The 26,899-nt window shown below is 62.3% G+C and carries 24 protein-coding genes; 10 read left to right on the top strand and 14 right to left on the bottom strand.

Annotation, left to right across the window (positions count from 1 at the left end; genetic code table 11):
* Positions 1 to 14: 14 nt before the first annotated feature.
* The 6 genes from HU759_RS19160 to HU759_RS19185 form a co-directional block, all read right to left on the bottom strand.
* Positions 15 to 2,408 (bottom strand): fimbria/pilus outer membrane usher protein, encoded by a 2,394-nt coding sequence (locus HU759_RS19160; RefSeq protein ID WP_032865533.1) that lies wholly within the window; start codon positions 2,406 to 2,408, stop codon positions 15 to 17.
* 44 nt (positions 2,409 to 2,452) lie between these two features.
* Positions 2,453 to 3,187 (bottom strand): molecular chaperone, encoded by a 735-nt coding sequence (locus HU759_RS19165; RefSeq protein WP_017136493.1) that lies wholly within the window; start codon positions 3,185 to 3,187, stop codon positions 2,453 to 2,455.
* Positions 3,188 to 3,264: 77 nt separating this feature from the next.
* Positions 3,265 to 3,765, bottom strand: a complete 501-nt coding sequence (locus HU759_RS19170; protein ID WP_026013649.1) for a spore coat U domain-containing protein — start codon at positions 3,763 to 3,765, stop codon at positions 3,265 to 3,267.
* A gap of 5 nt (positions 3,766 to 3,770) precedes the next feature.
* Positions 3,771 to 4,304, bottom strand: a complete 534-nt coding sequence (locus HU759_RS19175; RefSeq protein ID WP_026013648.1) for a spore coat U domain-containing protein — start codon at positions 4,302 to 4,304, stop codon at positions 3,771 to 3,773.
* Between the two features lie 18 nt (positions 4,305 to 4,322).
* Positions 4,323 to 4,865 carry a spore coat U domain-containing protein gene (locus HU759_RS19180; RefSeq protein WP_170040858.1) on the bottom strand — a complete coding sequence of 181 codons (543 nt, stop codon included), beginning with the start codon at positions 4,863 to 4,865 and terminating at the stop codon, positions 4,323 to 4,325.
* Complete coding sequence (locus HU759_RS19185) at positions 4,859 to 5,350, bottom strand: spore coat U domain-containing protein (RefSeq protein WP_169988243.1); 492 nt, start codon at positions 5,348 to 5,350, stop codon at positions 4,859 to 4,861. Before HU759_RS19185 ends, HU759_RS19180 begins: the two co-directional genes overlap by 7 nt.
* Positions 5,351 to 5,574: 224 nt before the next feature.
* On the opposite strand from HU759_RS19185, the gene zapE reads away from it, so the two are divergent.
* Together zapE and HU759_RS19195 are read left to right on the top strand one after the other, a co-directional pair.
* Positions 5,575 to 6,669, top strand: coding sequence for a cell division protein ZapE (gene zapE, locus HU759_RS19190; RefSeq protein WP_138452058.1), 1,095 nt, complete (start codon positions 5,575 to 5,577; stop codon positions 6,667 to 6,669).
* Positions 6,670 to 6,709: 40 nt separating this feature from the next.
* Positions 6,710 to 8,014 (top strand): protein kinase, encoded by a 1,305-nt coding sequence (locus HU759_RS19195; protein ID WP_170040857.1) that lies wholly within the window; start codon positions 6,710 to 6,712, stop codon positions 8,012 to 8,014.
* A 905-nt stretch (positions 8,015 to 8,919) separates the two neighbouring features.
* Here the strand turns inward: HU759_RS19195 and HU759_RS19200 are convergent.
* Both HU759_RS19200 and HU759_RS19205 read right to left on the bottom strand, forming a co-directional pair.
* Positions 8,920 to 9,627 (bottom strand): YebC/PmpR family DNA-binding transcriptional regulator, encoded by a 708-nt coding sequence (locus HU759_RS19200; RefSeq protein WP_056858461.1) that lies wholly within the window; start codon positions 9,625 to 9,627, stop codon positions 8,920 to 8,922.
* A 110-nt stretch (positions 9,628 to 9,737) separates the two neighbouring features.
* Positions 9,738 to 11,051, bottom strand: a complete 1,314-nt coding sequence (locus HU759_RS19205) for an MFS transporter (RefSeq protein ID WP_017136485.1) — start codon at positions 11,049 to 11,051, stop codon at positions 9,738 to 9,740.
* Positions 11,052 to 11,306: 255 nt separating this feature from the next.
* On the opposite strand from HU759_RS19205, the gene HU759_RS19210 reads away from it, so the two are divergent.
* Positions 11,307 to 12,179, top strand: coding sequence for a LysR substrate-binding domain-containing protein (locus HU759_RS19210; protein ID WP_186618088.1), 873 nt, complete (start codon positions 11,307 to 11,309; stop codon positions 12,177 to 12,179).
* 117 nt (positions 12,180 to 12,296) lie between these two features.
* Here the strand turns inward: HU759_RS19210 and HU759_RS19215 are convergent, their stop codons facing one another.
* Complete coding sequence (locus HU759_RS19215) at positions 12,297 to 13,154, bottom strand: LysR substrate-binding domain-containing protein (RefSeq protein WP_017136483.1); 858 nt, start codon at positions 13,152 to 13,154, stop codon at positions 12,297 to 12,299.
* A gap of 114 nt (positions 13,155 to 13,268) precedes the next feature.
* Here HU759_RS19215 and HU759_RS19220 point away from each other — a divergent pair, with 114 nt between their 5' ends.
* The 3 genes from HU759_RS19220 (at position 13,269) to HU759_RS19230 (ending at position 15,895) form a co-directional block, all read left to right on the top strand.
* Complete coding sequence (locus tag HU759_RS19220) at positions 13,269 to 14,378, top strand: 2-aminoethylphosphonate--pyruvate transaminase (protein ID WP_170040760.1); 1,110 nt, start codon at positions 13,269 to 13,271, stop codon at positions 14,376 to 14,378.
* A 29-nt stretch (positions 14,379 to 14,407) separates the two neighbouring features.
* Positions 14,408 to 15,235 carry a phosphonoacetaldehyde hydrolase gene (gene phnX / locus HU759_RS19225; protein ID WP_099550031.1) on the top strand — a complete coding sequence of 276 codons (828 nt, stop codon included), beginning with the start codon at positions 14,408 to 14,410 and terminating at the stop codon, positions 15,233 to 15,235.
* A gap of 114 nt (positions 15,236 to 15,349) precedes the next feature.
* Entirely contained in the window at positions 15,350 to 15,895 is a 546-nt protein-coding gene (locus tag HU759_RS19230) for a cytochrome b (RefSeq protein ID WP_017136480.1), read from the top strand.
* Here HU759_RS19230 and HU759_RS19235 read toward each other — a convergent pair.
* Both HU759_RS19235 and HU759_RS19240 read right to left on the bottom strand, forming a co-directional pair.
* The gene (locus HU759_RS19235) at positions 15,892 to 16,782 is read right to left on the bottom strand and encodes a pyridoxal-phosphate dependent enzyme (protein ID WP_169988179.1); all 891 of its coding nucleotides are present in this window, start codon (positions 16,780 to 16,782) and stop codon (positions 15,892 to 15,894) included. The genes HU759_RS19230 and HU759_RS19235 overlap by 4 nt on opposite strands.
* A gap of 56 nt (positions 16,783 to 16,838) precedes the next feature.
* The gene (locus HU759_RS19240) at positions 16,839 to 18,878 is read right to left on the bottom strand and encodes an NADPH-dependent 2,4-dienoyl-CoA reductase (protein ID WP_170040759.1); all 2,040 of its coding nucleotides are present in this window, start codon (positions 18,876 to 18,878) and stop codon (positions 16,839 to 16,841) included.
* A 212-nt stretch (positions 18,879 to 19,090) separates the two neighbouring features.
* On the opposite strand from HU759_RS19240, the gene HU759_RS19245 reads away from it, so the two are divergent.
* Positions 19,091 to 20,221: a carbon-nitrogen hydrolase family protein gene (locus HU759_RS19245; protein ID WP_017136477.1), complete on the top strand. Its 1,131-nt coding sequence runs from the start codon at positions 19,091 to 19,093 to the stop codon at positions 20,219 to 20,221.
* 4 nt (positions 20,222 to 20,225) lie between these two features.
* Positions 20,226 to 21,260, top strand: coding sequence for an AraC family transcriptional regulator (locus HU759_RS19250; RefSeq protein WP_170040758.1), 1,035 nt, complete (start codon positions 20,226 to 20,228; stop codon positions 21,258 to 21,260).
* A gap of 8 nt (positions 21,261 to 21,268) precedes the next feature.
* Here HU759_RS19250 and HU759_RS29990 read toward each other — a convergent pair whose 3' ends face one another.
* Complete coding sequence (locus tag HU759_RS29990) at positions 21,269 to 21,403, bottom strand: hypothetical protein (RefSeq protein WP_017136475.1); 135 nt, start codon at positions 21,401 to 21,403, stop codon at positions 21,269 to 21,271.
* A 188-nt stretch (positions 21,404 to 21,591) separates the two neighbouring features.
* Between HU759_RS29990 and HU759_RS19255 the strand changes: the two genes are divergently transcribed.
* Complete coding sequence (locus HU759_RS19255) at positions 21,592 to 22,593, top strand: pyruvate dehydrogenase (RefSeq protein WP_170040757.1); 1,002 nt, start codon at positions 21,592 to 21,594, stop codon at positions 22,591 to 22,593.
* A gap of 68 nt (positions 22,594 to 22,661) precedes the next feature.
* Here the strand turns inward: HU759_RS19255 and HU759_RS19260 are convergent, their stop codons facing one another.
* Entirely contained in the window at positions 22,662 to 23,132 is a 471-nt protein-coding gene (locus HU759_RS19260; protein WP_058420905.1) for a MarR family transcriptional regulator, read from the bottom strand.
* 145 nt (positions 23,133 to 23,277) lie between these two features.
* On the opposite strand from HU759_RS19260, the gene aceE reads away from it, so the two are divergent.
* Positions 23,278 to 25,938, top strand: coding sequence for a pyruvate dehydrogenase (acetyl-transferring), homodimeric type (gene aceE, locus HU759_RS19265; RefSeq protein WP_170040756.1), 2,661 nt, complete (start codon positions 23,278 to 23,280; stop codon positions 25,936 to 25,938).
* Between the two features lies 1 nt (position 25,939).
* On the opposite strand, the gene HU759_RS19270 is transcribed toward aceE, so the two are convergent.
* Complete coding sequence (locus tag HU759_RS19270) at positions 25,940 to 26,818, bottom strand: DUF2242 domain-containing protein (protein WP_170040755.1); 879 nt, start codon at positions 26,816 to 26,818, stop codon at positions 25,940 to 25,942.
* Positions 26,819 to 26,899 lie beyond the last annotated feature (81 nt).

A 26,899-nucleotide genomic window follows, 5' to 3' on the forward strand; every position in this document is an offset into this window, starting at 1 on the left:
GCACACTCCTTATGTCATTGGCACACCAGTGGCCCGATCAGTGGCACCTGGGCCTGGGTGGTATCCAGCTCGAACATTGCCTGGCAGGTCTGGCCGTCACCCAAGGTGACTTGCAAGGTGTTATGGGCGGCCAGGTTCTCCAGGTACACCAGGCCGTCCCACCCCACCACCGCCTGCGCGCCGCTTTGCTCGTGTCGCACCTGGCTGCCCAGTGGCAAGTCCTGGTGCTGGGCGTCGACCAAGGTGATGCTCGCCGCGATCACCTGGCGCACCGGGAATTCCAGCAAGTAGCCACTGCCACGGCGCACGGCAACCCGTTGCTCGACGTTGGGCACCTGCACGTTCGATGGCAGGTTCAGTGGGTCGATCTCATATTTGGCGCGGTAGTAAGCACTGGTCCACGGCACCAGCAAGTGCCCGTTGCGGTCGGTTTCGCCCACCACCTGGTTCTCGTAGCGCACCGGTACACCACTGACCCCATCGGTGCTTACCACCACAAACGCATCGTTGACGCGGTTGGCGGCAAACATTTGATTGTCCATCCACACCAACGAACCACTGGCGTCCGCCCACCGAGTTTCCGCGTCGCTGCTGCCGTACACGCCGGCCTGCAACTGCACCGACTGCAGGCGCCAGGTCAGGTCAGCCTGGCGATAAGCCGGCCCATCACCGCTGGCGTAACCCAGGTTGAAGCCCACGCCGCCTTCGGCCGGCACTGCTCGGCTGTAGTTGACGCGCTGCTGGCTCGCGCCGGTTTTACTGCGCTCGGTGCCCACGCTGAGGCTGCCGTAGACGTCGAACGGCACCACCACCTGCGCCTGCACCGCCCAGCTGCTATCACCCACTTCATGGTTGGCCGACAGGTAAAAACTGCTGTTGCGCCACAACGGCTTGCTCCAGGTCAGGTTCACCAGGCGGGTGCGCGAATCATCCGCCGCCTGCACATCGAAATAGCCGACGCCCAGGCTGCCAAAATTGTTCAGGTTCAGGCTCAAGGTCGCCTGCTGGCTGCGCTTGCTGAGGCTGGCGTAAGGCGTGTCGATCAGGCTCAAGTCGGCGTATTGCTCACGGCGCTCGACCCGTTGATACGAGAGGCTGTAGCGCTGGTTGCTGTATTGGTAGCCCAGGCTCAGTTGCTGGCCGGTCCTGCCGTCGTACTGGCTTTGGCTGACGGCGGTATTGAGCACGCCGAAGTTACCGACCCGCAGGTTGCCGCCGACACCGCCCAGGGACAGGTCACTGGAGGCTTCGGCATGGCTTTCGAGGGTAAATGCATCCGAGATGCCGTAGCGAAAGGTGCCGCTGGCCACGCCAGGGCCATAGCCAAAGTCCCGTATGGTGTAGTCGCGGCGCAAATTACCCGCCGCCACCGAGAAGTCCGACAAGCCCTTTTGCAGCAAGGTACTGGTGACATAGAACGGCACCGTGGTCGACACCTGCCGGCCCAACGCATCGGTGGTGACCACCACCGCCTCGCCGGCGCCGTTGATAAACGGCACGTTGGTGAGGGTGTACGGCCCCGGCTGCAGATCAGCACTGCTGGATTTATAGCCATTGATAAACAGGTCCACCGAAGACGGCACCGCCGCCTCCCCGGCAAACTGCGGCAGCGGGTAGGTGACCAGGTCCGGGCGCACGCCAAAGTCCCGCGACAGCTGCACACCGCCCAGGCGCACCGAGGTGCTCCAGGGCAAGGCGCCGCTGATCACATCGCCGGCTTCATAGGTCAACAGGCGCTCATCGTCGGAGAACCGCCAGGTGGTGTCATAGCGCCGATAGCCGTTGTCGAGCGAACTGCCAGCGGTTTCCCGGCCAATGGTGGTGCGGTATTGGCCAGTGTTGGACAACGTGCCCCAGGTATCGAATAGCCGCACTTCGTTGAAGATACCGAGGTAGGTGCCCGCATCGTCCGTGTTGTTCAGGTAGGCGTCATAGTTGAGCAACGCGCCGAAGCTGGTCAGCGCCTGGGTGCGTGGGTAGTTGTTGCGGCTGCCGATAAATTGCTCCGGCAGCCAGGCCGGCGGCACGCTCAGTACCAGGCGCTGGCCCTGGCTGTCGTAATCGGTGTGCAGGCCGGGAAAGCTTTCCAGCGCGACTTCGCCAGGCACGGCACCAGGCAGCTTCACACCGACTTCCTGCAACACCGACGCAGGCAAAAATAACTGCCCGGCACGCTGATTGACGGCGACCACACGGCCGGTGTCCATCTGGTTGACCACCAGTTCCAGGAACAACTGCGCATCGGCAACAGCCTCCATACTGCTGGGCGGGGGCGGCAACGGCGCAGCGAAGCCCGGCGGCGCCAGCACCCAGCCAGACAAGCCGCCCACCACCCACACCGATCGCCATAGACATCGAGCCCGATCCTGGCTCACCAAGGCTTTGTGCCCATCAATGGACATCTCCATCCGTTTTTAACACCAGGGCCTACTCCATGCCCTGCCACACTGAGTTAGCGTCCTGGCGCGAGATTCTCCACTTGCGTTGCCCCATTGATGCGCACCTGCAGCGGCTGATCGGCCGGCAAACCATCCGGCACCGGCCAGCGCATGGTCGCGCCCGGCAGCACATAGCCCATCAAGCCCTCTACCAAGGGCCGCGGCTGGCCGCCCTGCTTGAAGGTGGCATCGGTGAGGCGCGCATGCACGGCGCCCTGGTTGCGCATCTCGACGTAGTTGCGCCCGCCCACGGTGACTTTTTTCCAGCTTAAATCCGGCTTGCCGGCGGTTTTCGGGTCACGGTCACGGGTGCCGTCGACCTTGCTCCACAGGCCTGGACCGTAGGCAAACAATGGCACCGAATAACGCATCTGGAAGCGGATAGCAGCGGCGGTCTTGCCATCCGCCGGAGCCGGCGGTGGTGTGGCCGAAGGGATCTCATCGATGATGATGCGATAGGCCAGCTCCTGGCCGGGCGGCACTTCTTTGGTTCGAGTCAGGCGCACCAATTGCTTTTGCCCAGGCTCGATTTTCGCCACCGGCGGGCTGCCAATCACATCGCGCTGGTTCTGGTATTGCTCATCAAAACCGCTCTGGGTCCAGGCAAACACGCGGATCTGCAGGTTGGCGGTCTCGGTGCCGCGGTTCTCCAGCCACAGCGCGCTGGCCTGTTGATCGGCTTCCAGCACCGGGTCAATCGGCCAGATCAGCACCGAGCTGGCCGCCTGGGCCTGCCCCGCCGCCAACATCAACAACCCGCTCAAACCCGCCGCCCACCCGTGCCGGGAAGCTGCACACATAGATCTCACTCCTTATACCGATCGCCTTACCACGACAGCTGCACCTGCAACGTGTCGCTGTACGTCCCCCCAGGCTGGTTACCCGGTAATTGCACTCGCCCATAAATCGGCAAGGTGATGTTGTTGGCGTCGCTGTAGGCCACGCTCACGCTTTGGCTGATCCCCAGGCTCTGGCTGAACGCCGCGTCCCGAAACAACTGATAAACCACCTGGGCGGTGCCGCTATTGAGCTGCATCCGCCGTCCGCTGTTGTTATGCAACCCGCCATCGACACTCATGCTCAGCGCCACCCCCGGCGTGCATTGCAGGGTCACGCCGCCCGTCAGCGCGACAGACGCCGTGCTGGTGGCCAACGCCGAATAGGTGCCGAACGCCAGGCTGCCGTAATTGGTACCGCCGCCGACCACCAGGCAACCTGGCGTGATCGTCGCGCTGACCTGGAACGACTGGCTGGTCACCGCCAACAGCGACAACGGCATTCCCCAGCCGATGCACACCGCCAACGCCGCACACCCTGCCCGGCCCATGGCACTTAGAACGTCAGGGTCACGTTAACCGTGTCGGTGTAAGTACCGGCCGGTAAGCCCGCCTTGCCATTGGCCTTGCCGTAGATATTCACGGCCTGGGCCACGCCAGTGCTCGGCGCCAGGTTGATCACCCCGCCGATGGCCAGCAGCGTCGAGTGGCCGCTGTCGGTGTACAGGTCATACGGCACGTAATTGGCCACCCCGTCATACAGCGCGCGACCACCGCCCACGGACTGGCCGTCGTGGGCACCGGCAGACACCGTCAACGTCGGTGAAGTACCCGCCGAACACAGGATCGACAACGCCCCGCCACCGCCGCCCAGCACCTGGCCGTCGGCTTCGGTGAACAGGCTGTTGGCGGTACCGAAGTTCAAGTTACCGAAGCTCATCCCGCCGGTGGCTGCGGCGCCGTTGACCTGGCAGCTGCTGGTGAGCACCAGGGTGGCGCTGACCGTACCGGCCACCGTCGCCGCCTGTGCGCCCGACACCCACGCCAACGCCATCAATGGAAAAACCGCCTTTGCTATAAGTGCATGCATGATGTCCATCCTCATCGTTTACCAATCCAGAGTCACCGTCAGGGTGTCTGTGTAGATGCCGGCCGGTAAGGCCCTGGTATTCGCCACCACCGAGCCGAATACCGGGATCGGTACTTGTGTGCCCTTGGTCACGACGAAATTGCGTTGCTCGCCAATGCTGTAGCTGCGCCGGCCGAGCGAGTCAGCCGACAGTTGATAGGGAATGGTCTGGCGCCCGTTACTCAGGCGCCTTGTGGTGCCATCACCATGAGCGCCGCCGTCGATGGTCACGGTGAAGCTGCTGACCACCGAGGGGTTGCAGGACACCGACAGCGGCGCCTTGCTGCCATCGGTAACACCCGCACCCAACGGGTGGCTCCATGTAGGCCCCTGGGTGCCGAAATCCAGTAGCGCACTACCGCCGGCGGGGCTCACCGGCGCGCTCTCGATGTCTTTGCTCACCTGGCAACTGGCGGTGATGACCAGCCGAGCGTGGATCTGCCCGGCGACCGCCGCTTGGGCGTCATCGGCCAGCAGCAACAGGCCGCCCATGGCCGCCAGGACCAAGCTGCGGCTTACCATGTGACGGTGACCTTGAGCAGGTCGGTGTAGCGACCGACCGCCGGGATGTCCTTGAGCGGCTCAATGCGCCCATACAGCGGCAGGTCGACACTGCCGGAGTCGGGCACACGCCCGCTCAGCGGTTCATTGACCGGCAAGGCGATACGCCGCGCGGCATCGGCATAGATACGATAGGGAATCGGTTTGCTCGAGGGCGTCGCAGCACTCAGGTAGCGCACTTCGCCGCTGCCGCCATGCAGGCCGCCGTCAACGCGCAGTTGGTAAGGGGTGTCGGGGTTGCACTCCAGGCGCGGTTGGCGCTGGCTGATAAGCGCCGCACTCAGAGGCCCGGCCGGGTCATCCAGACGCGGGCCGCTGCCAAAATCCAATACGCCAAGTTGCTCGATGCCCGCACTGCGGGTAGTGCCCACCAACTGGCAGCCCCGTTGCACGTCGATGCGCACCTCCACCTGGAGTTGCGCAGCGTAAACCGTGCTGCAGAGCATCGTGCCCATGACTGCCAAAACGCCTCGTCCCTTCACGGCCCCAAATCCTTGTACAGGGGTGATTGCTCTGTAAGAGGTTAGCCTCAAAGGGCGAAACTGCCAGTCTGGGCCGGGTGGCGGGCGTTACATGCCTTTTCGAGATAGCGGGGGGCGCCGTTCTGTATTGGTCAAATCGACGCGAGCGCCCTAAAGTGGGCAACCACCGACATACAGAGTGACGTGCATTGGTTGTGTTTTCCCTGATTCAGCGTCTGCTGGGTAAAAAAAACGCGCTGACAGGCGCCTCGCCTATCCCGGCGTTCTTTGAAAACAAGGCCCGAGACCAGGGCTATACCCTCAGCGCCGGCCAAACCCAGGCAATTACCGCCCTCGCCCGCGAAACCCGGCATCTGCTCGCCGGCCAGCCGACGCGCAGCCTGTACCTGCACGGCCCAGTGGGGCGTGGCAAAAGCTGGCTGCTCGATGGGTTCTTCCAGGCGCTGCCGATTGCACAAAAGCAACGCGTGCACTTCCATGCATTTTTCACCCGCCTGCACCAAGGCATGTTCCAGCACCGCGAACAGGACGACGCCCTGGGCGTGACGTTGGACGAGCTGCTGGCCGATTGCCGGGTGCTGTGTTTCGACGAATTCCACGTCCACGATATCGGCGATGCCATGCTCATCAGCCGCCTGTTCCAGGCCTTGTTCCAGCGTGGCGTGCTGGTGCTGGTGACCTCAAACTACGCCCCCGACGGCCTGCTGCCCAACCCGCTGTACCACCAGCGCTTCAAGCCGGTGATCGACTTGATCGCCACGCGCATGCAGGTGCTGGAAGTCAGCTCGCCCGAGGATTTTCGCAGCTTGCCCCAGGCCCATGCCGAACAGCGTTTCACCGGCGGCCAGTATGTATGGCCCGGTAGCGCCGCCCAGCGCGAAGTCCTCGGGCTGCCCGCCACACCTGGCGCGGCGCAAACCCTGAAGGTCGGCAACCGCCGATTGCTCTGCCGCAGCCATCAGGCGCGCAGCATCGTGTTCACCTTCAACGACCTGTGTGAACAGCTCACCGCCGTGATGGATTACCTGTTGCTGTGCGAGGATTTCGACCACTGGGTCATCGACGGCCTGCCCTCCCTGGCTGACTGCCCGATCGCCGTGCAACAGCGTTTTATCAACCTGGTGGACGTACTCTACGACCAGGACAAACGCCTGACCCTGATCGGCCAGCAACCCCTGGCGCGTGCCCTGGAAGGCCAGGCCATCGACCTCGCCCGCACCGCCAGCCGGCTGAACCAATTACAAACGGTGTGCCCGCAACCCGCGCCCGACCCGGTATCATGAGCGCCTTTCACGCCCACCTTGCCGAGTGACCGCGCCGTTCATGAATACCCTCGCCCAACTCAAGGCTGGCCAATTGGCCGGTATCAAACGCCTGGACCTGTCTTGCGGGCTGACCGAATTTCCGCCGGAAATCTTCGAACTGGCCGACAGCCTGGAAATCCTCAACCTCACCGGCAACGCCCTGAGCAGCCTGCCCGACGACCTGTATCGGCTGGCGCACCTGCGCGTGCTGTTCTGCTCGGATAACGCCTTCACTGAGCTGCCCGCCTGCCTGGGCCAGTGCGCCAACCTGAGCATGATCGGCTTTAAAGCCAACCAGATCAGCCACGTACCCGCCGCCGCGCTGCCACCACAGTTACGCTGGCTGATCCTCACCGACAACTGCATCAGCCAGTTACCCGGCGAGCTGGGCGAGCGCCCACTCCTGCAAAAGCTGATGCTGGCCGGCAACCACCTGACGGACCTGCCGCATAGTCTGCTCAACTGCAAAAACCTCGAGCTGCTGCGTATCGCCTCCAACCGCTTCACCCAACTGCCGCCATGGCTGCTGACGCTGCCGAGCCTGACCTGGCTGGCCTATGCCGGTAACCCGGTGGAAATCGCCGTTGAAGTGGCGAGCGATGATGCAACGCCGAATATCCCTTGGGCTGAACTGGAACTGGGCGAGGTGTTGGGCGAAGGCGCTTCGGGGATCATCCGCAAGGCGTTGTGGAAGCCGCCAGCGTTGCCGGTCGCGGTCAAACTCTACAAAGGCACGATCACCAGCGACGGCTCGCCGCTGCATGAAATGCAGGCCTGCATCGCCGCCGGGCTGCACCCGAATCTGATCAAGGTGGAGGGGCGCGTGGTCGGCCACCCGGAGGACCAGGCAGCCCTGGTGATGGACCTGATCGACCCGAGTTACCGCAACCTCGCGGCCTTGCCGAGCCTGGCGTCATGCACCCGCGATATCTACGCACCGGGTACGCGTTTCAGTGCCGAAGTGGTTTTGCGCATGGCACGCGGCATCGCCTCGGTGGCGTCGCATCTGCACCGGCATGGCATTACCCATGGCGACCTGTACGGCCACAATATTCTGTGGAACGCCGCGGGTGATTGTTTGCTTGGGGATTTTGGCGCGGCGTCGTTCCATGTCACGGCAGACACGCAGGAAACCAGGGCGTTGCAACGCATTGAAGTGCGTGCATTCGGGGTGTTGCTGGGGGAGTTGTTGGAGCGGGTAGAAGAAGGCTTCAATAATGAAGCACTGGTGGCGCTGCAACAAAGCTGCTGCCAGCCCGATGTATTGGCGCGCCCGAGCTTCGAAGAAATCGAAGCATTGCTGCACGCTCTGCCACACCACTAAACCAATGTGGGAACTGGCTTGCCTGCGATAGCCATAGGTATCTACTCAACTTTTGAAGGCAGCCAATTTCTCCTGTGGCGAGCAGGCTTGTCGAATCGTCGCACCGCCTGCGTTGGGCTGCGAAGCAGCCCCAAACCCAGTCGCTGAGTTCTTTCAGGAAAATTGCAGTGCCTTTACTGGGGCCGCTTCGCAGCCCAACGCAGGGCAAGCCTGCTCGCCACAACAGCCCACCTGCCACAGACTTCGTGTTAACCGGTTGTGTAGAGACCTATGCTGCGATAGCGGTGGATCAGTCACTGAGTAGGTGAATGTTCCACCGCTATCGCAGCATAGGTCTCTACACAACTTTTGAAGCAGCCAACTTCTCCTGTGGCGAGCAGGCTTGTCGAATCGTCGCACCGCCTGCGTTGGGCTGCGAAGCAGCCCCAAAAACAGACGCTGAGTACTTTCAGCAAAATTGCCGTGCCTTTACTGGGGCCGCTTCGCAGCCCAACGCAGGGCAAGCCTGCTCGCCACAACAGCCCACCTGCCACAGACTTCGTGTTAACCGGTTGTGTAGAGACCTATGCTGCGATAGCGGTGGATCAGTCACTGAGTAGGTGAATGTTCCTCCGCTATCGCAGCATAGGAATCTACACAACTTTTAAAAGCAGCCTATTTCTCCTGTGGCGAGCAGGCTTGTCCTGCGTTGGGCTGCGAAGCAGCCCCAAACCCAGTCGCTGAGTTCTTTCAGGAGAATTGCAGTGCCTTTACTGGGGCCGCTTCGCAGCCCAACGCAGGGCAAGCCTGCTCGCCACAACAGCCCACCTGCCACAGACTTCGTGTTAACCGGTTGTGTAGATGCCTATGGCTATCGCAGGCAAGCCAGCTCCCACATTTTTTGCCGGCATTTATTCAGCGATAAATCAGCCAGCCAACCCGACGAACATATCCTGCACGTCATCATGGTTGTCCAAGCCTTCCAGGAAGGCTTCGACTTCAGCCATCTGCTCATCGGTCAAACCGCTGACCGGGTTCTTCGAGATGTAGCCCAGCTTGGCCGACAACACGGTGAAACCCTGCTCTGGCAGTGCTTTTTGCACCGCATCAAGATCGGTGGTTTCGGTGATGAACAAGGTGCTGCCTTCTTCTTCGCCGTCTTCAAAATCCTGTGCGCCGGCTTCAATGGCGGCCATTTCCGGGTCGGCGTCCGGGCTGTCCGGCGAGGCTTCGATCAGGCCGACGTGGTTGAAGTCCCACGCCACGGAACCCGAAGCGCCCAGTTGGCCCTTACGGAAGGCCACGCGGATTTCTGCCACGGTACGGTTGATGTTGTCGGTCACGCATTCAACGATCAGCGGCACCTGGTGCGGGGCAAAACCTTCGTAGGTCACGCGGTGGTACTGCACGGTTTCGCCGAGCAGACCGGCGCCCTTCTTGATCGCGCGTTCCAGGGTTTCCTTGGGCATCGAGGCCTTTTTGGCCTGTTCTACCACCAAACGCAGGTGGGCGTTGGTCGCGGTGTCCGCGCCGTTGCGGGCGGCGATGGTGATTTCTTTCACCAGCTTGCCGAAGATCTTGCCCTTGGCATTGGATGCCGCTTCTTTATGTTTGACTTTCCACTGTGCGCCCATGACTCACTCTCTTTTCGTCCATCGCGCCGAAACGTCTACTGGCCGGCGCTTTGGGGGCAGAGTTTATAGCGCAAAAACACTCTAATCCACCAAAAAACCGGCCAAGTGCCTCAGGTGCGCAAGGGTTTGATCGTGACGTTGCGGTCGGGCACAAAGTCGCCAACCTGCGCCAGCGCGGCGGGCCTGGCGTTCCAGTAAGGCATCAGCACCAGTGAAGAAAACAACGCCGCGCCGGCAAATACGATAAACACCGTGACCGTATCGAAGTAGCCCGGCAGCAGGCCGCCAAGGATCGCCCCCACCGAACCGCAACCGTTCACAAAGCCTGCGGCCGTGGCGCCGGCCTTGGCGGTGCCGAAGTCGATGGCCGCCGTGCTGCTGATCATCGAGTCAGGCCCATACAGCGTCAGGCCCATCACAAACAGCAGGGCCATCACCAGCATCACGCTACCGGTGTGCAGCGCGCCCATGAACAACGCCAGGGCCACGGTCAGCGCCAGCAGGCTGAGCACACAGGCCGGCATGCGCCGGGCGCCGAAGAGTTTGTCGGACGCCAGCCCGATCATGATCGGCCCCAGCAACCCGGCCAACTCGAACGCCGTGGGCACGATGGCCGCACCCACCTTGCCCACCGAGGGCATTTGCTCATAAACGATCACCGGCCCCCACAACAGGATCGCGTAACGCGCCGGTTTCAACAGAAAGTACGCCAGGCCCAAGACCAGCACCGTACGGTTACGCAGGATCGCGCGCAGCGGTTCCAGCACGCTGACTCGCTGTGTGTCGGCCGCCACGACCGGCTCCGGCTCAACAGCCGGCAAGCCGACATCCTGCGGTGTATTGCGCTGGAAGATAAAGAACAGCACAGCCACCACCGCCACCACCGCCGCGCTGGAAATAAACGCCGCATGCCACGTGCCGATCAGCGTGTAAGCCCACCAGCCGGCAAAGGGCGATGCCACCAGGCCACCAAAGGCGTAGCACGAACTCCACAACCCCAACACCCGCCCGCGTTGCTGCGCCGGGAAGAAACTGCCGAGGTTTTTGCACAGCCCCGACCAGCCGGTGGACTGCGCCAGCCCCTGGATCAACATGCAACTGATAAAAATCGGCAAGGTGGCAAAGGTGCCCATCACCAACGCCGCTGCGGCAGAAATCAACAATCCGCCCAGCACCACCACCCGTGGCCCGAAGCGGTCCGCCAGCATGCCCCAGGTGAATTGCCCCACGGCATAGGCCGCCAGGTACAGGCCATCAAGGTTGGCCATCATCATTTTGTCGAGGGGGAAACTGGGGTCATCGACGATGCCCAGCTTGGCCACCGAAAACGCTTTGCGAGTGAAATAGAACGCGGCGTACGCCAGCCAGGTGATGGCGAAAATCTGCACGCGCCAACGCTTGATGCTACCCGTTTGGATATTCATTGTGGTTCTGACCTCAGGTGAGTGTGCCGGCAGGATCTAGAAGCAAATGCCTGTTGTTTTTATGGTTGAGCACTGCAATGCCAAGCCCTGGAGGGCGCGGCATTGGTCAGATGGGTCCGGTTTGCCAGAACCCATGGCCGCCGCGGTTGTAGGACTCAGCCGTCGGCGGTTGGCGTATCAAAGCAATGGCTGACTAATAGGTAAAATCGATTTATCGTATTTCACCTATAAGCTCAGCTTGTAAGAGGATCTGCGATGTCGGTTTCCCACGCCCAGCTCAAAGCCTTCCACGCCGTGGCCGTACACGGCAGTTTCACTCAGGCCGCTGAACGCCTGTTCCTGACGCAACCGGCGATTTCCGACCAGGTGCGCAAGCTCGAAGAACGCTTCGGCGTGCTGCTGTTTCACCGCAACAAACGCGCCGTGCGCCTCACCGACCTGGGCGAGCGTCTGCTCGGCATCACCCAGCGCCTGTTTGTGATCGAGGCCGAAGCCGAAGAGCTGTTGCAAGACTCCCGCGCCCTGCTCACCGGCACCCTCACCCTGGCCGTGGACGCGCCCGTGCACGTGTTGCCGCAGATCGCACGCTTCTGCCAGTTGTATCCGGGGATCAGCGTGAAGATCGAAACCGGCAACACGGATGAATCGCTGTTTCGCCTGTACAACTACCAGGCCGACCTGGCCCTGCTGGGGCGCGATGTCGACGATGAACGCCTGCTGTCGTTGCCGCTGCCCGATGAGCAGCTACTCGCCTTTGTGGCGCGCAACCACCCGTGGGCCGGGCGTGAATCCATCTGCCTCGCCGACCTGGATGACACGCCGCTGGTACTGCGGGAAATCGGCTCGGTCACCCGTCAGCCCCTGGAGCAGGAAATGCGTCAGGCCGGGCTGCGCATCCGCCCGGCGATCCAGGTGGAAGGCCGCGAAGCCGCGCGGGAGGCGGTGGTGGTGGGGATTGGTGTGGGCGTGGTGTCGGCAGCGGAACTCGGCGCCGACTCGCGGGTGTATGCCCTGCCGATCCGCGATTGCAGCCAGCGCATGAAGGAAACGCTGGTGTGCCTCAAGGAGCAGAGTTCGCGGCGGGTGGTGGCGACGTTTCTCGATATTGTGCGGGACAGTTTGCGCTGAGTTTCAGGGCCTCATCGCGGGCAAGCCCGGCTCCCACAGTTGACCGAGTAGTACCTGAGTAACCGGACCAATGTGGGAGCCGGGCTTGCCCGCGATGGCCTCGACTCGGTCTTCAACTCAAGACGCCAACTCAAAGAACGCCTGAATCAGCCGCAACGAGCGGCGCCGCTCCATACAGCCGAGCATATGCCGGTTCAACAACCCATCGCCCTGAATCGTCACGGCCTGCACACGCGGGTCCTGGCTGACTTCCATTGACGACACCACGCCTACGCCCAACTCGGCCGCCACGGCTTCGGTCACCGCCTCGCGGCTGTCCAGTTCCAGCAGCACCTTGGGCTGCACACCCGCAGCTCCACACGCATCATCGAAGGTTCGCCGCGTGATGGAGCTGGGCTCGCGCAATACCATGATCACCTCGTTGAGCTGTTCCAGGCGAATGCCCTTGGGCAGTGCCGCCCACGGGTGGCTGGCCGGGACAAGCGCGCAAATCCGCGACTCACTCAACGGCTGCAGGTGCAGGCCATTGCGCGGCTCCACCTCCGTCAGCACCGCCACATCCGCATGCTCGGAGAGCAGCGCCGCCAGGGTTTCCTGGGCATTGCCCAGACGCAGGTTCACGGTGATGCCGGGGTAACGGGCACGCAGGCTGGCGATCATCGGCATCACCAGATGCGGGCCGTCCGCGGCCACTTCCAGGCGTCCGCTGAGCAACTGCCGATTGGCTTCGAGCAACGCCTGCGCTTCATCCACCAGGCCGAAAATTGCCCGGGTGATCGCGGCCAGACGCGTGCCCTCCTCGGTCAATTCCACCCGCCGGGCGGTACGGCGCAACAGCGCGATCTGGTAGTGCTCTTCCAGGGCCTTGATGTGCCCGGTCACCGCCGGCTGGCTGATGAACAGCCGTGCGGCGGCACGGGTAAAGCTGCCCTCGCGGGCCACGGCATCGAATGCACGCAGTTGAAACAAATTCATAGCTATCGGCCTCACTGATAGCTCGCATAACAACAAACAATTTGATTGATGACAAGCCAAACTGCAATTTAGGCGCCGTAGCTTCACCCCCCAATGACCTTGCGAGGACTTGAGATGAGCACTGCCGCGCCGATCCTGCTAACCCCTGGCCCCTTGACGACTTCGAACCGCACCCGTCAGGCAATGATGGTGGATTGGGGGTCATGGGATGACCGCTTCAACCAACTGACCGCCAGCGTCTGCACTCAATTGCTGGCGATCCTGCACGCCACCGACAGCCACCACTGCGTGCCCCTGCAAGGCAGCGGCACCTTTGCCGTCGAAGCGGCCATTGGCACCCTCGTGCCGCGCAACGGCAAGGTACTGGTGCTGATCAACGGCGCCTACGGCAAGCGCCTGGCGAAGATCTGCGAAGTGCTCGGCCTCGACTTCAGCACCTTCGAAACCGCTGAAGACGAACCCACTACCGCCGCCGACGTCGACCGCCTGCTGCACGCCGACTCGGCGATCACTCACGTCGCGTTGATCCACTGCGAAACCAGCACCGGCATTCTCAACCCGCTGCCGGACATCGCGCAGGTGGTTAAACAGCACGATAAACGCCTGATCATCGACGCCATGAGTTCCTTCGGCGCTCTGGCGATCGACGCCCGCGAAGTGCCGTTTGACGCGCTGATCGCCGCCTCGGGCAAGTGCCTGGAAGGCGTGCCGGGCATGGGCTTTGTCTTCGCCGACAAACAGGCACTGTCGGGCGCCCAAGGCAACTGCCATTCCCTGGCAATGGACTTGTTCGACCAGCACAGCTACATGGCCAAGACCGGCCAATGGCGCTTCACCCCGCCGACCCACGTGGTCGCCGCGCTGCACGAAGCCTTGCTGCAATACCAGGAAGAAGGCGGCCTGCCCGCACGCCATCAACGCTATGCCGACAACTGCCGGACGCTGCTCGACGGCATGGCCGCACTGGGCCTGCGCAGCTTCCTGCCAGCGGCCATCCAGGCGCCGATCATCGTCACCTTCCATGCGCCAAAAGACCCGCGCTACCAGTTCAAGGACTTCTACGAGCGGGTCAAGGCCAAGGGTTTCATTCTCTACCCCGGCAAATTGACCCAAGTAGAAACCTTCCGCGTCGGCTGCATCGGCCACGTTGACGCGCAGGGCATGCAGGCGGCGGTCGAGGCGATCGGCCAGGTGCTGCAAGAAATGGAAGTGCTGGACATCTGATTGCCCCCATTACCCACAGGATTTGAACCATGAACTATCAAAACCCCAACACCCTCCAGGCCGTGATCCTCGACTGGGCCGGCACCGTGGTCGACTTCGGCTCTTTCGCGCCCACGCAGATCTTTGTCGAGGCGTTTGCCGAGTTCGACGTGCAAGTCTCCATCGAAGAAGCCCGTGGCCCGATGGGCATGGGCAAGTGGGACCATATCCGCACGCTCTGCGACCAACCGCAGGTCGCCGAACGCTACCGCAAAGCCTTTGGCCGCACGCCGACCGATGACGACGTGACCTCGATCTACCAGCGTTTCATGCCCTTGCAGATCGAGAAAATCGCCGAGCACTCGGCCTTGATCCCCGGTGCCCTCGACACCATCGCCCGCCTGCGTGTGCAAGGCATCAAGATAGGCTCCTGCTCCGGCTACCCCAAACAGGTGATGGACAAGGTGGTCGCCCTGGCCGCCACCAACGGCTACATCGCCGACCACGTGGTCGCCACCGACGAAGTGCCCAACGGCCGCCCGTGGCCCGCCCAGGCACTGGCCAACGTGATCGCGCTGGGCATTGACGATGTGGCGGCGTGCGTGAAGGTCGACGATACCGTACCGGGCATCCTCGAAGGCCGTCGCGCCGGCATGTGGACCGTGGCACTGACCTGCTCCGGCAATGCGCTGGGCCTGACCTACGAGCAATTTCGTGACCTGGACGCCACCGCCCTGGCCAGCGAGCGCACACGCATCGAGAAGTTGTTCGAGGGTTCGCGACCGCACTACCTGATCGACACCATCAACGACCTGCCTGCGGTGATCACCGATATCAACCAGCGCCTGGCCCGCGGTGAAATGCCGCAAAGCGACTGATTGAGATCAAAACAACAGCATTTACGTCAGGCGCACCGCTCAAAACCGGCATACAGTTATAGGATTCCGTCGCGAAAGAACGGAAGTATGCCCTGATGAGTGAGGAACCAAGCGATGCCGTGGAAAAACTCCGATACCCGCTACAGCACCATGTCGATTGCGCTGCACTGGTTGATGGTGGTGCTGCTGGCGGTGGTTTACGCCTGCATTGAGTTTCGCGGGATCTTTCCCAAAGGCAGTGGCGGGCGGGCCCTGATTGTAGAAATGCACTACATGTTCGGCCTGACAGTGTTTGTGCTGGTATGGCTGCGCCTGTTTGCCCGCACCTTGGGCGTTGCACCAAAGATCGTGCCGGCACCGCCGCAATGGCAATCGGCACTGGCAACACTGATGCATCTGGCGCTGTACCTGTTCATGATCGGCATGCCGATTTTCGGCTGGCTGATCGTCAGTGCCCAGGGCCATTCCGTGATGTTTTACGGGATCGAGTTGCCGCCCTTGATTGGCGAAAACAAAGACCTGTCCAAACAGATCAAAGAATGGCACGAGCTGGGCGGCACCGTCGGTTATTGGCTGATCGGCCTGCATGCCGTGGCCGGCCTGTATCACCATTACTTCATGCGCGATAACACCGTGTTACGCATGATGCCCAAGCGCTAGCTCTCCATGCTCCGGCGGCCTTGCAGGCCGCCGGTGTGCACGAAGATCAAGCGAGTGCCGGGGGCGAAGCGTCCGGCCTCGATCTGTTGCTTCAACGCCAGCAAGGCCTTGCCAGTATAGAGCGGCTCCAACGGTAAGCCGCCTGCCTGTTCCGTCGCCTGGATAAAATCGAGCAATAACGGGTCGACCTTGGCGAAGCCGCCTCGGCTCGCGTCCAGTAATTCATAGCCGTGCTGCACGATGGCCTGCACGTTCTGGGCAACCCCGTGATCATCCGGCACCGCCAAGGCGCCGAACACCGGATGCACGCCCGCCTCTGCCAGCGCCAACCCGGCCAGTGTGGTGCCGGTGCCCGCCGCCAACCACCACGCGTCGTAATCAGCCCAGCCGAGCCTGTTCAGTTGAGCGCGCACCTGCTCAACCAACACCCCGCAACCCATTGCCCCGGCCCTTCCACCGCCGCCCTCGGGCACGGGATAAAGATGGGGATACTGTTCGCGCCATGGCCGCCAGAAACCTGCGTCGTGACGCGCACGATAACCGCCGTACCCCAGCCAATGCAGGTGCATGCCGAAGGCTTTCAGATCAAGGATGGTGGGCGTGTCTTGAGGGTGGCCGCGCAACAGGCCGACGGTGGGGAAATCAAAATGTTTGCCGGCTGCCGCCAACGCGTGCAGATGGTTGGAATGAGCGCCGCCCAGGCTGATGATCCCATCGGCACCGGCCTGTTGCGCATTGGCCAGGTGCTGGGTGAGCTTGAACCACTTGTTGCCGCTGATCAGTGGATCGATGCAGTCCAGGCGCAGCACGGCCAACTCGACCCCGTTCAGCCAGTCGAGGGGCAACGGTTCAAGCGGTGCCTGGGGAAACCAGTCGAAGGGACCCATCGGGGGATATCTGAATGAAAAAGGGGCGGTAGTCTAACACCGCCCCTTGGGTCGTTTTACAGCGCGGCAGCCAGACGCGAACCCTGGTTGATGGCGCGCTTGGCATCCAGTTCGGCCGCCACATCGGCGCCGCCGATCAGGTGCACATTCTGGCCGGCTGCGACCAGCCCATCCTGCAGTTCGCGCAGTGGGTCTTGCCCGGCGCAGATGACGATATTGTCCACTGCCAGCACCTGCGGTTCGCCCTCGGCGCCGATGCGGATATGCAGGCCATCGTCATCAATCTTCAGGTACTCAACGCTGTTGAGCATCTGCACCTGCTTGTTCTTCAAGCCAGTGCGGTGGATCCAGCCGGTGGTCTTGCCCAGGCCGTCGCCGACCTTGGAGGTCTTGCGTTGCAGCAGGAACACTTCACGTGCCGGTGCGTGGGGTTGCGGCTTGATGCCGGCCACACCGCCACGGGCTTGCAGTTGGGTGTCGATGCCCCACTCTTTCCAGAACGCCTCGCGGTCCAGGCTGGTGGACACGCCCTCGTGCACGAGGAACTCGCAGACGTCGAAGCCGATGCCGCCGGCGCCGATCACCGCCACGCGCTTGCCCACCCGCTTGCGCTCCAGAATCACATCCAGGTAGCTCAGCACCTTGGCGTTGTCGACGCCCGGAATCGCCGGCGTGCGCGGCGCAATGCCGGTGGCCAGGATGATCTCGTCGTAACCGCCCGCCGCCAGTTGCGCCACATCCACACGGGTGTTGAGGCACAGCTCGACGTGGGTGGTCTGCAATTTGCGCTTGAAGTAGCGCAGGGTTTCGAAGAACTCTTCTTTGCCCGGCACGCGCTTGGCGATATTGAACTGGCCGCCGATCTCGCTGGCCGAATCGAACAGGGTCACCTGGTGGCCGCGCTCAGCCGCCACGGTGGCCGCCGCCAGCCCCGCAGGCCCGGCACCGACCACCGCAATTTTCTTGATCTGCTTGACCGGCAGGTAGTTCAGCTCGGTCTCGTAGCAGGCACGCGGGTTGACCAGGCAGGTGGTCAGCTTGCCGCCAAAGGTGTGATCCAGGCAGGCCTGGTTGCAGCCGATGCAGGTGTTGATTTCATCCGCGCGGCCGGCAGCGGCCTTGTTGACGAACTCCGGGTCGGCCAGGAACGGGCGCGCCATCGAGACCATGTCCGCATCGCCTTCAGCCAGAATCTGCTCGGCTATTTCCGGGGTGTTGATGCGGTTGGTGGTGATCAACGGAATCTGCACCGCGCCACGCAGCTTGGCGGTGACCTTGCTGAACGCACCACGTGGCACCTTGGTGGCGATGGTGGGGATACGCGCTTCGTGCCAGCCGATACCGGTGTTGATAATGCTCGCACCCGCGCCTTCGATGGCCTTGGCCAGTTGCACGATCTCTTCCCAGGTGCTGCCGCCTTCCACCAGGTCGAGCATCGACAGGCGGAAGATAATGATGAAGTTCGGACCTACTGCTTCGCGTACCCGGCGCACGATGTCCACGGCCAGGCGCATGCGGTTTTCGTAGCTGCCACCCCAACGGTCGGTGCGATGGTTGGTGTGGGCGGCGAGGAACTGGTTAATGAAGTAGCCTTCGGACCCCATGATTTCCACGCCGTCGTACTCGGCCACCTGGGCCAGCAGCGAGCAGGTGACGAAATCCTGGATCTGCTTCTCGATGCCCTCCTCGTCCAGCTCCTTGGGCTTGAACGGGTTGATCGGCGCCTGGATCGCGCTCGGCGCCACCTGCTTGGGGCTGTAGGCATAACGACCGGCGTGGAGGATCTGCATGCAGATCTTGCCGCCCGCTGCGTGCACGGCCTGGGTCACAATCTTGTGCTTTTGCGCTTCTTCGTCGGTGGTCAGTTTGGCGGCACCGGCATATACGCCGCCTTCATCGTTCGGGCCGATGCCGCCGGTGACCATCAGGCCAACGCCGCCACGGGCGCGCTCGGCAAAATAGGCGGCCATGCGTTCGAAGCCGCCGGGCTTTTCTTCCAGGCCGGTGTGCATCGAGCCCATCAGGGTGCGGTTGCGCAAGGTGGTAAAACCCAGGTCCAACGGGGCCAGCAGGTGCGGGTAGGCAGCAGCGGTCATGGTACAGCTCCACAACGGATCATCACGGGACGTGGCAGGCTCGAACGGCTTGCCATCGGTTTATGTCCCACAGACTAAGAGGCGATGGACGACCGCTCAATGACCGTAACTGACAAGTTATTGATCCAAATGCACAGTGCCCCTTGGCAAGCCGGTGCATCAGCCCTACCCTAGTCGGCGAACCCTGCACACGGTCTGTTGTCTGTTGCCCCATGCGTAAACTTCTAGCGTTCACCGTCTCCATGGCCCTGGTTGCCGCCATCGCCGCGTATCTGGTCTGGACCCAGGAGCGCCCCGTGGCGCATTACCTGTCGGACCTGCGTATCACCCTGGCCGTCAATGAAGGCGAGCCCGCCGACCGTGGCAACCTGCTGGGCATCCAACCCGAGCTGTTCCCTGCTGATTACCAGAGCCTGGAACGCTTGCACCTGAAACTCTCGGCCTACCTGCAAAAGGCCCGCGACCAAGGTTTGATCAACGCCAAGACCGTCGTCGTGCTGCCGGAACATATCGGCACCTGGCTGATGCTCAGCGGCGAAAAGAATGAGCTGTACCAGGCCACTCACCTCAAGGACGCCATGAATTGGCTGTCCGCCAGCAACCCGTTGCAGTTTGCCCGCGCCTGGATCAGCGCCAAAGGCGATAACCGCATGGACGACGCCTACCTGCGTATGAAGGCACCGGCCATGGCACGCGACTATCAAGTGCTGTTCGGCGGCCTGGCCAAAGAATTCGGCGTGACCCTGGTGGCCGGCTCCATCGCGCTGCCCAACCCCAGTGTCAGCCAGGGCCAACTGCACATTGGCCATGGCGCGCTGTACAACGCCAGCGTGGTGTTTGCGGCCGATGGCCTGCCCATCGGCGAGCCACAGCGCCAGCTTTACCCGATTTACGATGAGCGCGGGTTTATCGCCCCGGGTGACGAAAATATCGTCAGCGTGGTCGACACCCCGGCCGGGCGCCTGGGCATCCTGATCGGCAGCGACAGCTGGTACCCGGACAATTACCGCAAGCTCAACGAGCAAGGTGCGCAACTGGTGGCCGTGCCGGCCTTCGTCACCGGCCGCGACACCTGGGACCGCCCATGGCGCGGCTTTAAAAGCGTGTCCACGCCGCCGGAAATCAGCCTCAAGCCCGAAGAACTCAGCGAAGGCGAAGCCTGGCGCCGCCTCACCCTGATCAGCCAGCAGCCCATCAGCCAGGCCAGCGCCGGCATGAGTGTGTTCCTGCGTGGGCAGTTCTGGGACTTGGGCACCGCCGGACACAGCTTCCTCAGCAACGACGGGCACGTCACGGCGGGCAACGACGCCCGTGGCGCGCGCCTGCTGAATATCTGGCTGTAACGCCGTGAAGCCGGTGCGCCTTGGGGACTTGTCGGTGGGCTTTGTTCAGTCCTTGGCCGACGCCGTCCACAGCCACGACCTGGACCCGCAGCCGCTGCTGCTGCAATACGGCCTGGACCCGGCGCGCCTTGCCGAAGCCGGGGCGCGCCTGTCGATCCCGCGCTATATGCGCCTGGGCCACGCCGCCATCCAACTGACCGGCGACCCCGGCCTGGGCTTGCGCATGGGTCAATTGAGCCGTCTGAGCCAGGCGGGATTGGCCGGCGTCACCGCCGCACAGGCGCCGAACGTACGCGAAGCAGCGCGCGCACTGACGCGGTTTGAAGCGCTGTACGGCTCCAACTATCGTGGCCAGTCGAGCTTTCATGAGGACGCCGAAGGCGCTTGGCTGCGCTTCTATTCCATCAGCCCATACAACGCCTACAACCGCTTTGTGGTGGACTCGATCATCGCCGGCTGGCTGCAGCAATTGTCGAGCCTGGCCCAACAACCGGTGCAGGCCCAGCGCATCGACATCGAGTTTGAAGCCCCTGAGTACAGCGACCAGTACCGCGTGCTGGGTGACAGCCCCGTGCATTTCGGTGCCGAGGCCAACCAACTGCGCCTCAACCAGCCAACCCTGAGTCTGCGTAACCCGCAGCATTGCCCCAGCACCTGGCATCTGTTGTTGAAGTTATGTGAACAGGAGTTGGAGCAGCTCACCCGCACCCGCAGCCTGCGCGAGCGCATCACAAGGTTGCTTGGGCCGATGCTCAATGGTGGCCGGGAACCCGACCTGGAAGAAGTGGCGGCACGCTTGAAGCTGCCTACCTGGACGCTGCGCCGCAAACTGGCCGACGAAGGCACGCAGTTTCGCGCAATTCTCAACGATACCCGCCGCGATCTGGCCATGACCTACATTCGCGACACGGAACTGGCGTTCGGCGAGATCGCCTACTTGCTCGGTTTTGCCTCAGCCCAAGCCTTTCAACGGGCATTCAGGCGGTGGAACAACCAGACCCCAGGGGAATTTCGCCGCAGTCAGCGGCATTCCGCCTGAAGTCGGTGTTACAGCTCGGTGGCGTCATCGGCCGGATCCAGCGGATCCAGTTCAAACGCGTGGTACTCCAGCAGTTCTTCCTGGTATTCGTCCATGGCGGACTCCTTCTTGGTTAAAAGCGCTTGCAGATAAATGACCTGCAAGCCCAGCCTAAAGTGCCGTGATGACGAAAAAATGTCGGCGCCATGACGTTCCTGCACTTCAAGATAAAACGTAGCAGGGTTGGATCGATTTAGCGCCGGAATCTTGAGGTGCTATTGCAATCATTGCATTTGCAATCAATAACAGATTTCCATTAGGGTACGAGACTTCGTAGCAAGGAGCCTCGACCATGCCTGTCTCTACCGCCCAAGCCGCGCAGCGCTGTATCGATGCGCTGAGCAGTGCCGCCCCGCCGCCCGGCTCGCCGCTGTACACGGTCATGAACATGGCCAATACCCTGGAATTCAGCCGACAGGCCTGGGTGATTCGTGGCCAGTCACGCAGCCGCCGTGTGGGCAACTGGCCCAGTTGGTTTGCGCGCAATACCGGCGAAAAACCCATGCTGTACCTGCACCGTGCAGCATCGTCGGCGCAGTTATGTGGGCTGTCGCAGGCCGCCACGCAGCGCGGCATCCTCTGCAACGACGTCGAGAACCAGCCCTCTGCCTGGCCCAGGGGCGCGCAACCGTCGCTGCCGTTGTGGCTGGCGACCAACCCGCACTGCACTCCGTATGACCCGGCGTCCGGCGAAGAAGCCCGGGCGATTGTGCTGGCCGGGATTCGCGCGCTGTATGTCGACGGCAAGCCGGGGTTTTATTACCTCGCGCTGCATGATCAACAGCGCACAGCGAGGCTGGATAAGCAGGATCGTGAAAACGCGCTCAAGGGCATGTACTCGCTCCAGCGTACTCACACTGGGGAGGTGCGCTTGCTGGGTGCAGGCCGAGCGCTCGAGGACGTGACCCACGCGGCGCAATTGCTTGAACAGGATTGGGGCGTGACGGCGCAGGTATGGAGCTGCCCAAGCTACACGCGGCTGGCCCGTGAGGCAGCGGCGGCCGAGCGCTGGAATCGCCTGCACCCGATGGCTGCCCGGCAAAGCTGCCATCTGCATGAGTGCCTGGCCGGGAGCAGCGCGCCGGTGATTGCCGTGACCGGCTATCCGCAGGCGATTGTCGATCAGTTGGCGGCGTATGTGCAGGCGCGGTTTGTCGGGTTGGGTGCGGGGTCGGTGCAGGTTTCTGCGCCCAGTCGGTATTGGATTGTGGTGTGTGCGCTGCGGGCGTTGGCCGATGAAGGCCGTATTGGTGTTGAGCAGGTCGAAACGGCGATGCGTCGGTATCCACTGTGATGCATGGGCACGCGGTCAAACATGTGGGAGCTGGCTTGCCTGCTCCCACATTGGATCTTCGTCAGCTATTAGATCTTGCGTCGACTGCGGGTTTGCACGCCCGCCTCCACCGCCAACCCCGCAGTGCGCTCCAAGGTATCGGCAAACAGCTGGCGCTGCTCAGGCTCGATTTGCGACAGGAACAGCTCATCCACCGTGCTTTCGTAGATTTTCCACATCTTTTTACGCAACACCCGGCCGGCCTCAGTGATCGAGGCAAACGCTGCGCGGCCATCGCCGTCGGAGCGTGAACGCACTACCAGGCCGTCCTTTTCCAGGCGGTCTACCAGGCGTGTGAGGTTGTAGCGCTCAATCGCCAGCACATCGGCCAATTCGTGCATGCGCCGTGTGCCGTCGGGGCCGCTTTCCAGGCCCCATAACGCGTCATACCAGGCATAGGGCGGCAGGTCTGCTGCAGCCAGGCGGCGTTCGATTTCTCGGATGACCGTCCTGTGGGCCCTGACAAAACGGAACCATACATCTGGCTCTTTCGACGACATGCAACACCATCCGGGGAGTTTCAAGAAGGTTGCAATAGTAGCTCATCCCGCGCTAGATTCAGTCATGTAGTTGCAATTGCAATTACATTTGCGCAACTCCCACAAGGAGCCCGCTGCTTGAAATCCGCCTACCCTGGAGCCTCACATGACCCCCAATAACGCAGTAAGACTGGACGACGATCCACAGGAAACCCGCGAGTGGCTGGAGTCCATCGAATCGGTGCTGTCCACCGAAGGCCGCCCGCGTGCCCACTACCTGATTGATCAGTTGCTGGATTTCGACGTTGCGCGCCATGGTGACTTCTACGGGCGGGTGACCACGCCTTACGTCAACACCATCGCGGTTGACCGCCAATTGCCCTACCCCGGCAACCTGGCCATCGAGCGGCGCACCAATGCGTTTATTCGCTGGAATGCCATGGCGATGGTGCTGCGTGCGGGTAAACACTCGGGTGTTGGTGGGCATATTGCGACCTACGCGTCGGCCGCCGTCCTGTACGACGTAGGCTTCGACCACTTCTTCCGTGGCCGAACCGATACCTTCGACGGCGACCTGGTGTACATCCAGGGCCACTCCTCCCCGGGCATTTACGGCCGCGCCTACCTCGAAGGCCGCATCAGCGAAGCGCAGCTGGACAACTTCCGCCGCGAGGCCGGTGGCGAGGGCTTGTCCTCTTACCCGCACCCACGGCTGATGCCGGACTTCTGGCAGTTCCCGACAGTATCGATGGGCCTGGGCCCGATTACCGCCGCCTACCAGGCGCGCTTTATGCGCTACCTGGAGTTCCGTGACCTCAAGCAACACCAAGGCCGCAAGGTGTGGGCGTTTCTGGGCGACGGCGAAATGGACCAGCCGGAATCCCTGGCGGCCATCTCCCTGGCCGGCCGCGAGAAGCTCGACAACCTGATCTTTGTGGTCAACTGCAACCTGCAGCGCCTGGATGGCCCGGTGCGTGGCAATGCCAAGGTGATCCAGGAGTTCGAAAGCCTGTACCGCGCCGCCGGCTGGAATGTGATCAAGGTGATCTGGGGCGGCGGCTGGGATGCGCTGCTGGAAAAGGACCAGAGCGGCCTGTTGCGACAACGCATGATGGAGTGCGTGGACGGCGACTACCAGAACTACAAATCCCAGAACGGCGCCTATGTGCGTGAACATTTCTTCGGCAAATACCCGCAATTACTGGCGCTGGTTGCCGACATGTCCGACGACGATATCTGGAAACTCTCACGCGGTGGCCACGACCCGGACAAGGTCTACAATGCCTACGCCGCTGCCGTGCGCCACAAGGGCCAACCGACGGTGATCCTGGCCAAAACCGTCAAGGGCTTTGGCATGGGCGAAGCGGGCGAAGGCCAGAACATCAATCACCAGTTGAAGAAGATGGGCGCTGATGCAGTAAAAGCCTTTCGCGACCGCTTCGGCCTGGAAGTGGCCGATGACCAGCTCGACGAAATCCCTTACCTCAAGCCCGCCGCCGACAGCGAAGAAGCCCGCTACTTCGCTGCCCGTCGCCAGGCGTTGGGCGGCTATGTGCCAGCACGACACACTGCAGTCGAGGCCTTGCAGATTCCCGAACTGAGCGCCTTTGCCACCCAACTCAAAGACACCGGCGAGCGTGCCATCTCCACCACCATGGCGTTTGTGCGCATCCTCGGCACGCTGCTGAAAGACCCGCACCTGGGCAAGCTGATCGTACCCATCGTGCCGGACGAGTCGCGCACCTTCGGCATGGAGAGCCTGTTCCGCCAGATCGGCATTCATTCCGCCGTCGGCCAGCTCTACACCCCACAAGACGCCGGGCAATTGAGCTACTACAAAGAGAGCAAAGACGGACAGATCATGCAGGAAGGCCTGAATGAATCCGGGGCTATTTCTTCGTGGATTGCGGCGAGTACGTCCTACAGCAATCACGGCTTGATGACCGTGCCGTTCTACATTTTCTATTCGATGTTCGGTTTCCAGCGCGTCGGCGACCTGGCCTGGGCCGCCGGCGATGCCCGCGCTCGCGGCTTTCTGCTGGGCGCCACGGCCGGCCGCACCACGCTGATGGGCGAAGGCTTGCAGCATGACGACGGCCACAGCCACATCCTGGCGTCGGTGATCCCCTGCTGCGTCGCCTATGACCCGACCTTTGCCTACGAGCTGGCTGTGATCATTCGCGAAGGCATGCGGCGCATGTACGTCGAACAAGAGGACATTTACTACTACATCACCCTGCTCAACGAGAACTACCCGCACCCGGCCATGCCCGAAGGCGTGGAGGACGGGATTCTCAAAGGCTTGTATCCGCTGAGCACGTCCCCCCAGGCGCAGGTGCAATTGATGGGCAGCGGCTCGATCCTGCGCGAAGTAATTGGCGCAGCGCAACTGCTCGACAAGGACTTTGGCGTAGCCAGTAATGTCTGGAGCGCCACCAGCCTGACCGAATTGCGCCGCGACGGGCACGCCGTGGAGCGCTGGAACCTGTTGCATCCGCAGGACGAACCGCGTGCGAGCTACGTGGAAACCAGCCTGGCCGGACACAGCGGGCCGGTGGTGGTGGCGACGGACCATATGAAGTTATTCGCCGACCAGATCCGCCCGTTTGTACACGGCCGCCGTTTTGTGGCGCTGGGCACCGATGGCTTTGGGCAATCGGACACCCGCGAAACCCTGCGCGAGTTCTTTGAGGTGGACCGCCACTTCATCGTGCTGGCGGCGCTGAAGGCGCTGGCCGATGACGGCGTGATCGGGCGTGACAAGGTGAGCGAGGCCATCAGCCGCTACGGGATAAACGTCGACAAGACGAACCCCGTAGCCGTCTGAGTTACCGCCCAGGCGTTGGCAGCGGTGGAATCGCCTCTGTCGGCGCCGGCAGGTTCGGGTTGGTCGGCGATGGGGCTGGTTCCGCAGCCGGTGCAGGTGTTGGCGCAGTGGTCGGCGCCGGCTCGGCCTGTGGCGCAATCGGTGCCGCCTCCGGCGGCGGTGCCAGCGGTTCCGACACGGCGGGCGCTACCGGAGCGTCTTTGGGCGCGTCTATCTTATCGGCGGGCGCTACCTTATCGGCAGGCGCTACCTTATCGGCAGGCGCAGGCTTATCGGCAGGCGCAGCCGCTTTCGGCTCCGGCATGCCCAGCTCAGCCTTGGGCTTCTCTGGAATATGCTCGGCCGCCTTCACGTCCTGGGGCAGGAACACATCCACCAGCGAGAAGTAGCGATCGTAAAACTTCGGTGCCGTCACTGTCTCGCTGGCCACCTTGACCATCGAATCATCGGTTGAGCCGATCGGCATCGACACCGAGCCCAACACACCCACGCCGAGGCTGGCGGAGTTGTTGACCTTCTTCAGCGCGTAGCGGTCCTGCAAGGCATTGGCAAACATGGTCGAATGCTTGGCGCCTTTGCCATCATCGGCACATACCACGTTGAAGCTGATTTGCAGATGGGTTTCGCCGGTTTGCTGGAAACTCTTGTTACCCACCACCAGCTTGGGGTCGCTGCTGGTGATGATGTAACCCTGGCTCAACAGCGCACGTCGCGCCGCTTCACAGGCCGCCACATCGCTGACCGGGTAATCACGGGAGAACGTACCGGAGTCGTCGAAATTCTCATGTTCATAAATAGCGGTCTTGGGTGACGAGCAGCCCGCAGCGCCCGCCAGCACGAGCGCCAACCCGAGGCTACGCAAGTGAAATGATGTCGACATCGAAAATCCTGAGGAAAACAGTCAGGGCGCTATTGTGCAACAGAACGCAGGGTTGGCGCGCACATTCCTGTCGGTAAAACG

The organism is Pseudomonas sp. OE 28.3 (genome assembly GCF_014268205.2).
Taxonomy (GTDB): domain Bacteria; phylum Pseudomonadota; class Gammaproteobacteria; order Pseudomonadales; family Pseudomonadaceae; genus Aquipseudomonas; species Aquipseudomonas edaphica.

Coding starts and splice junctions, on each gene's coding strand:
- HU759_RS19195 (WP_170040857.1), top strand. CDS start 6,710: ATGAATACCCTCGCCCAACTCAAGGCTGGCCAATTGGCCGGTATCAAA.
- HU759_RS19240 (WP_170040759.1), bottom strand. CDS start 18,878: ATGACCGCTGCTGCCTACCCGCACCTGCTGGCCCCGTTGGACCTGGGT.
- HU759_RS19175 (WP_026013648.1), bottom strand. CDS start 4,304: ATGCATGCACTTATAGCAAAGGCGGTTTTTCCATTGATGGCGTTGGCG.
- HU759_RS19220 (WP_170040760.1), top strand. CDS start 13,269: ATGAGCACTGCCGCGCCGATCCTGCTAACCCCTGGCCCCTTGACGACT.
- HU759_RS19210 (WP_186618088.1), top strand. CDS start 11,307: ATGTCGGTTTCCCACGCCCAGCTCAAAGCCTTCCACGCCGTGGCCGTA.
- HU759_RS19215 (WP_017136483.1), bottom strand. CDS start 13,154: ATGAATTTGTTTCAACTGCGTGCATTCGATGCCGTGGCCCGCGAGGGC.
- HU759_RS19205 (WP_017136485.1), bottom strand. CDS start 11,051: ATGAATATCCAAACGGGTAGCATCAAGCGTTGGCGCGTGCAGATTTTC.
- HU759_RS19230 (WP_017136480.1), top strand. CDS start 15,350: ATGCCGTGGAAAAACTCCGATACCCGCTACAGCACCATGTCGATTGCG.
- HU759_RS19245 (WP_017136477.1), top strand. CDS start 19,091: ATGCGTAAACTTCTAGCGTTCACCGTCTCCATGGCCCTGGTTGCCGCC.
- HU759_RS19260 (WP_058420905.1), bottom strand. CDS start 23,132: ATGTCGTCGAAAGAGCCAGATGTATGGTTCCGTTTTGTCAGGGCCCAC.
- HU759_RS19200 (WP_056858461.1), bottom strand. CDS start 9,627: ATGGGCGCACAGTGGAAAGTCAAACATAAAGAAGCGGCATCCAATGCC.
- aceE (WP_170040756.1), top strand. CDS start 23,278: ATGACCCCCAATAACGCAGTAAGACTGGACGACGATCCACAGGAAACC.
- HU759_RS19165 (WP_017136493.1), bottom strand. CDS start 3,187: ATGTTGGCGGCGGGGCAGGCCCAGGCGGCCAGCTCGGTGCTGATCTGG.
- HU759_RS19180 (WP_170040858.1), bottom strand. CDS start 4,865: ATGGTAAGCCGCAGCTTGGTCCTGGCGGCCATGGGCGGCCTGTTGCTG.
- HU759_RS19235 (WP_169988179.1), bottom strand. CDS start 16,782: ATGGGTCCCTTCGACTGGTTTCCCCAGGCACCGCTTGAACCGTTGCCC.
- phnX (WP_099550031.1), top strand. CDS start 14,408: ATGAACTATCAAAACCCCAACACCCTCCAGGCCGTGATCCTCGACTGG.
- HU759_RS19270 (WP_170040755.1), bottom strand. CDS start 26,818: ATGTCGACATCATTTCACTTGCGTAGCCTCGGGTTGGCGCTCGTGCTG.
- HU759_RS19160 (WP_032865533.1), bottom strand. CDS start 2,408: ATGGAGATGTCCATTGATGGGCACAAAGCCTTGGTGAGCCAGGATCGG.
- HU759_RS19185 (WP_169988243.1), bottom strand. CDS start 5,350: ATGCTCTGCAGCACGGTTTACGCTGCGCAACTCCAGGTGGAGGTGCGC.
- HU759_RS19255 (WP_170040757.1), top strand. CDS start 21,592: ATGCCTGTCTCTACCGCCCAAGCCGCGCAGCGCTGTATCGATGCGCTG.
- HU759_RS19170 (WP_026013649.1), bottom strand. CDS start 3,765: ATGGGCCGGGCAGGGTGTGCGGCGTTGGCGGTGTGCATCGGCTGGGGA.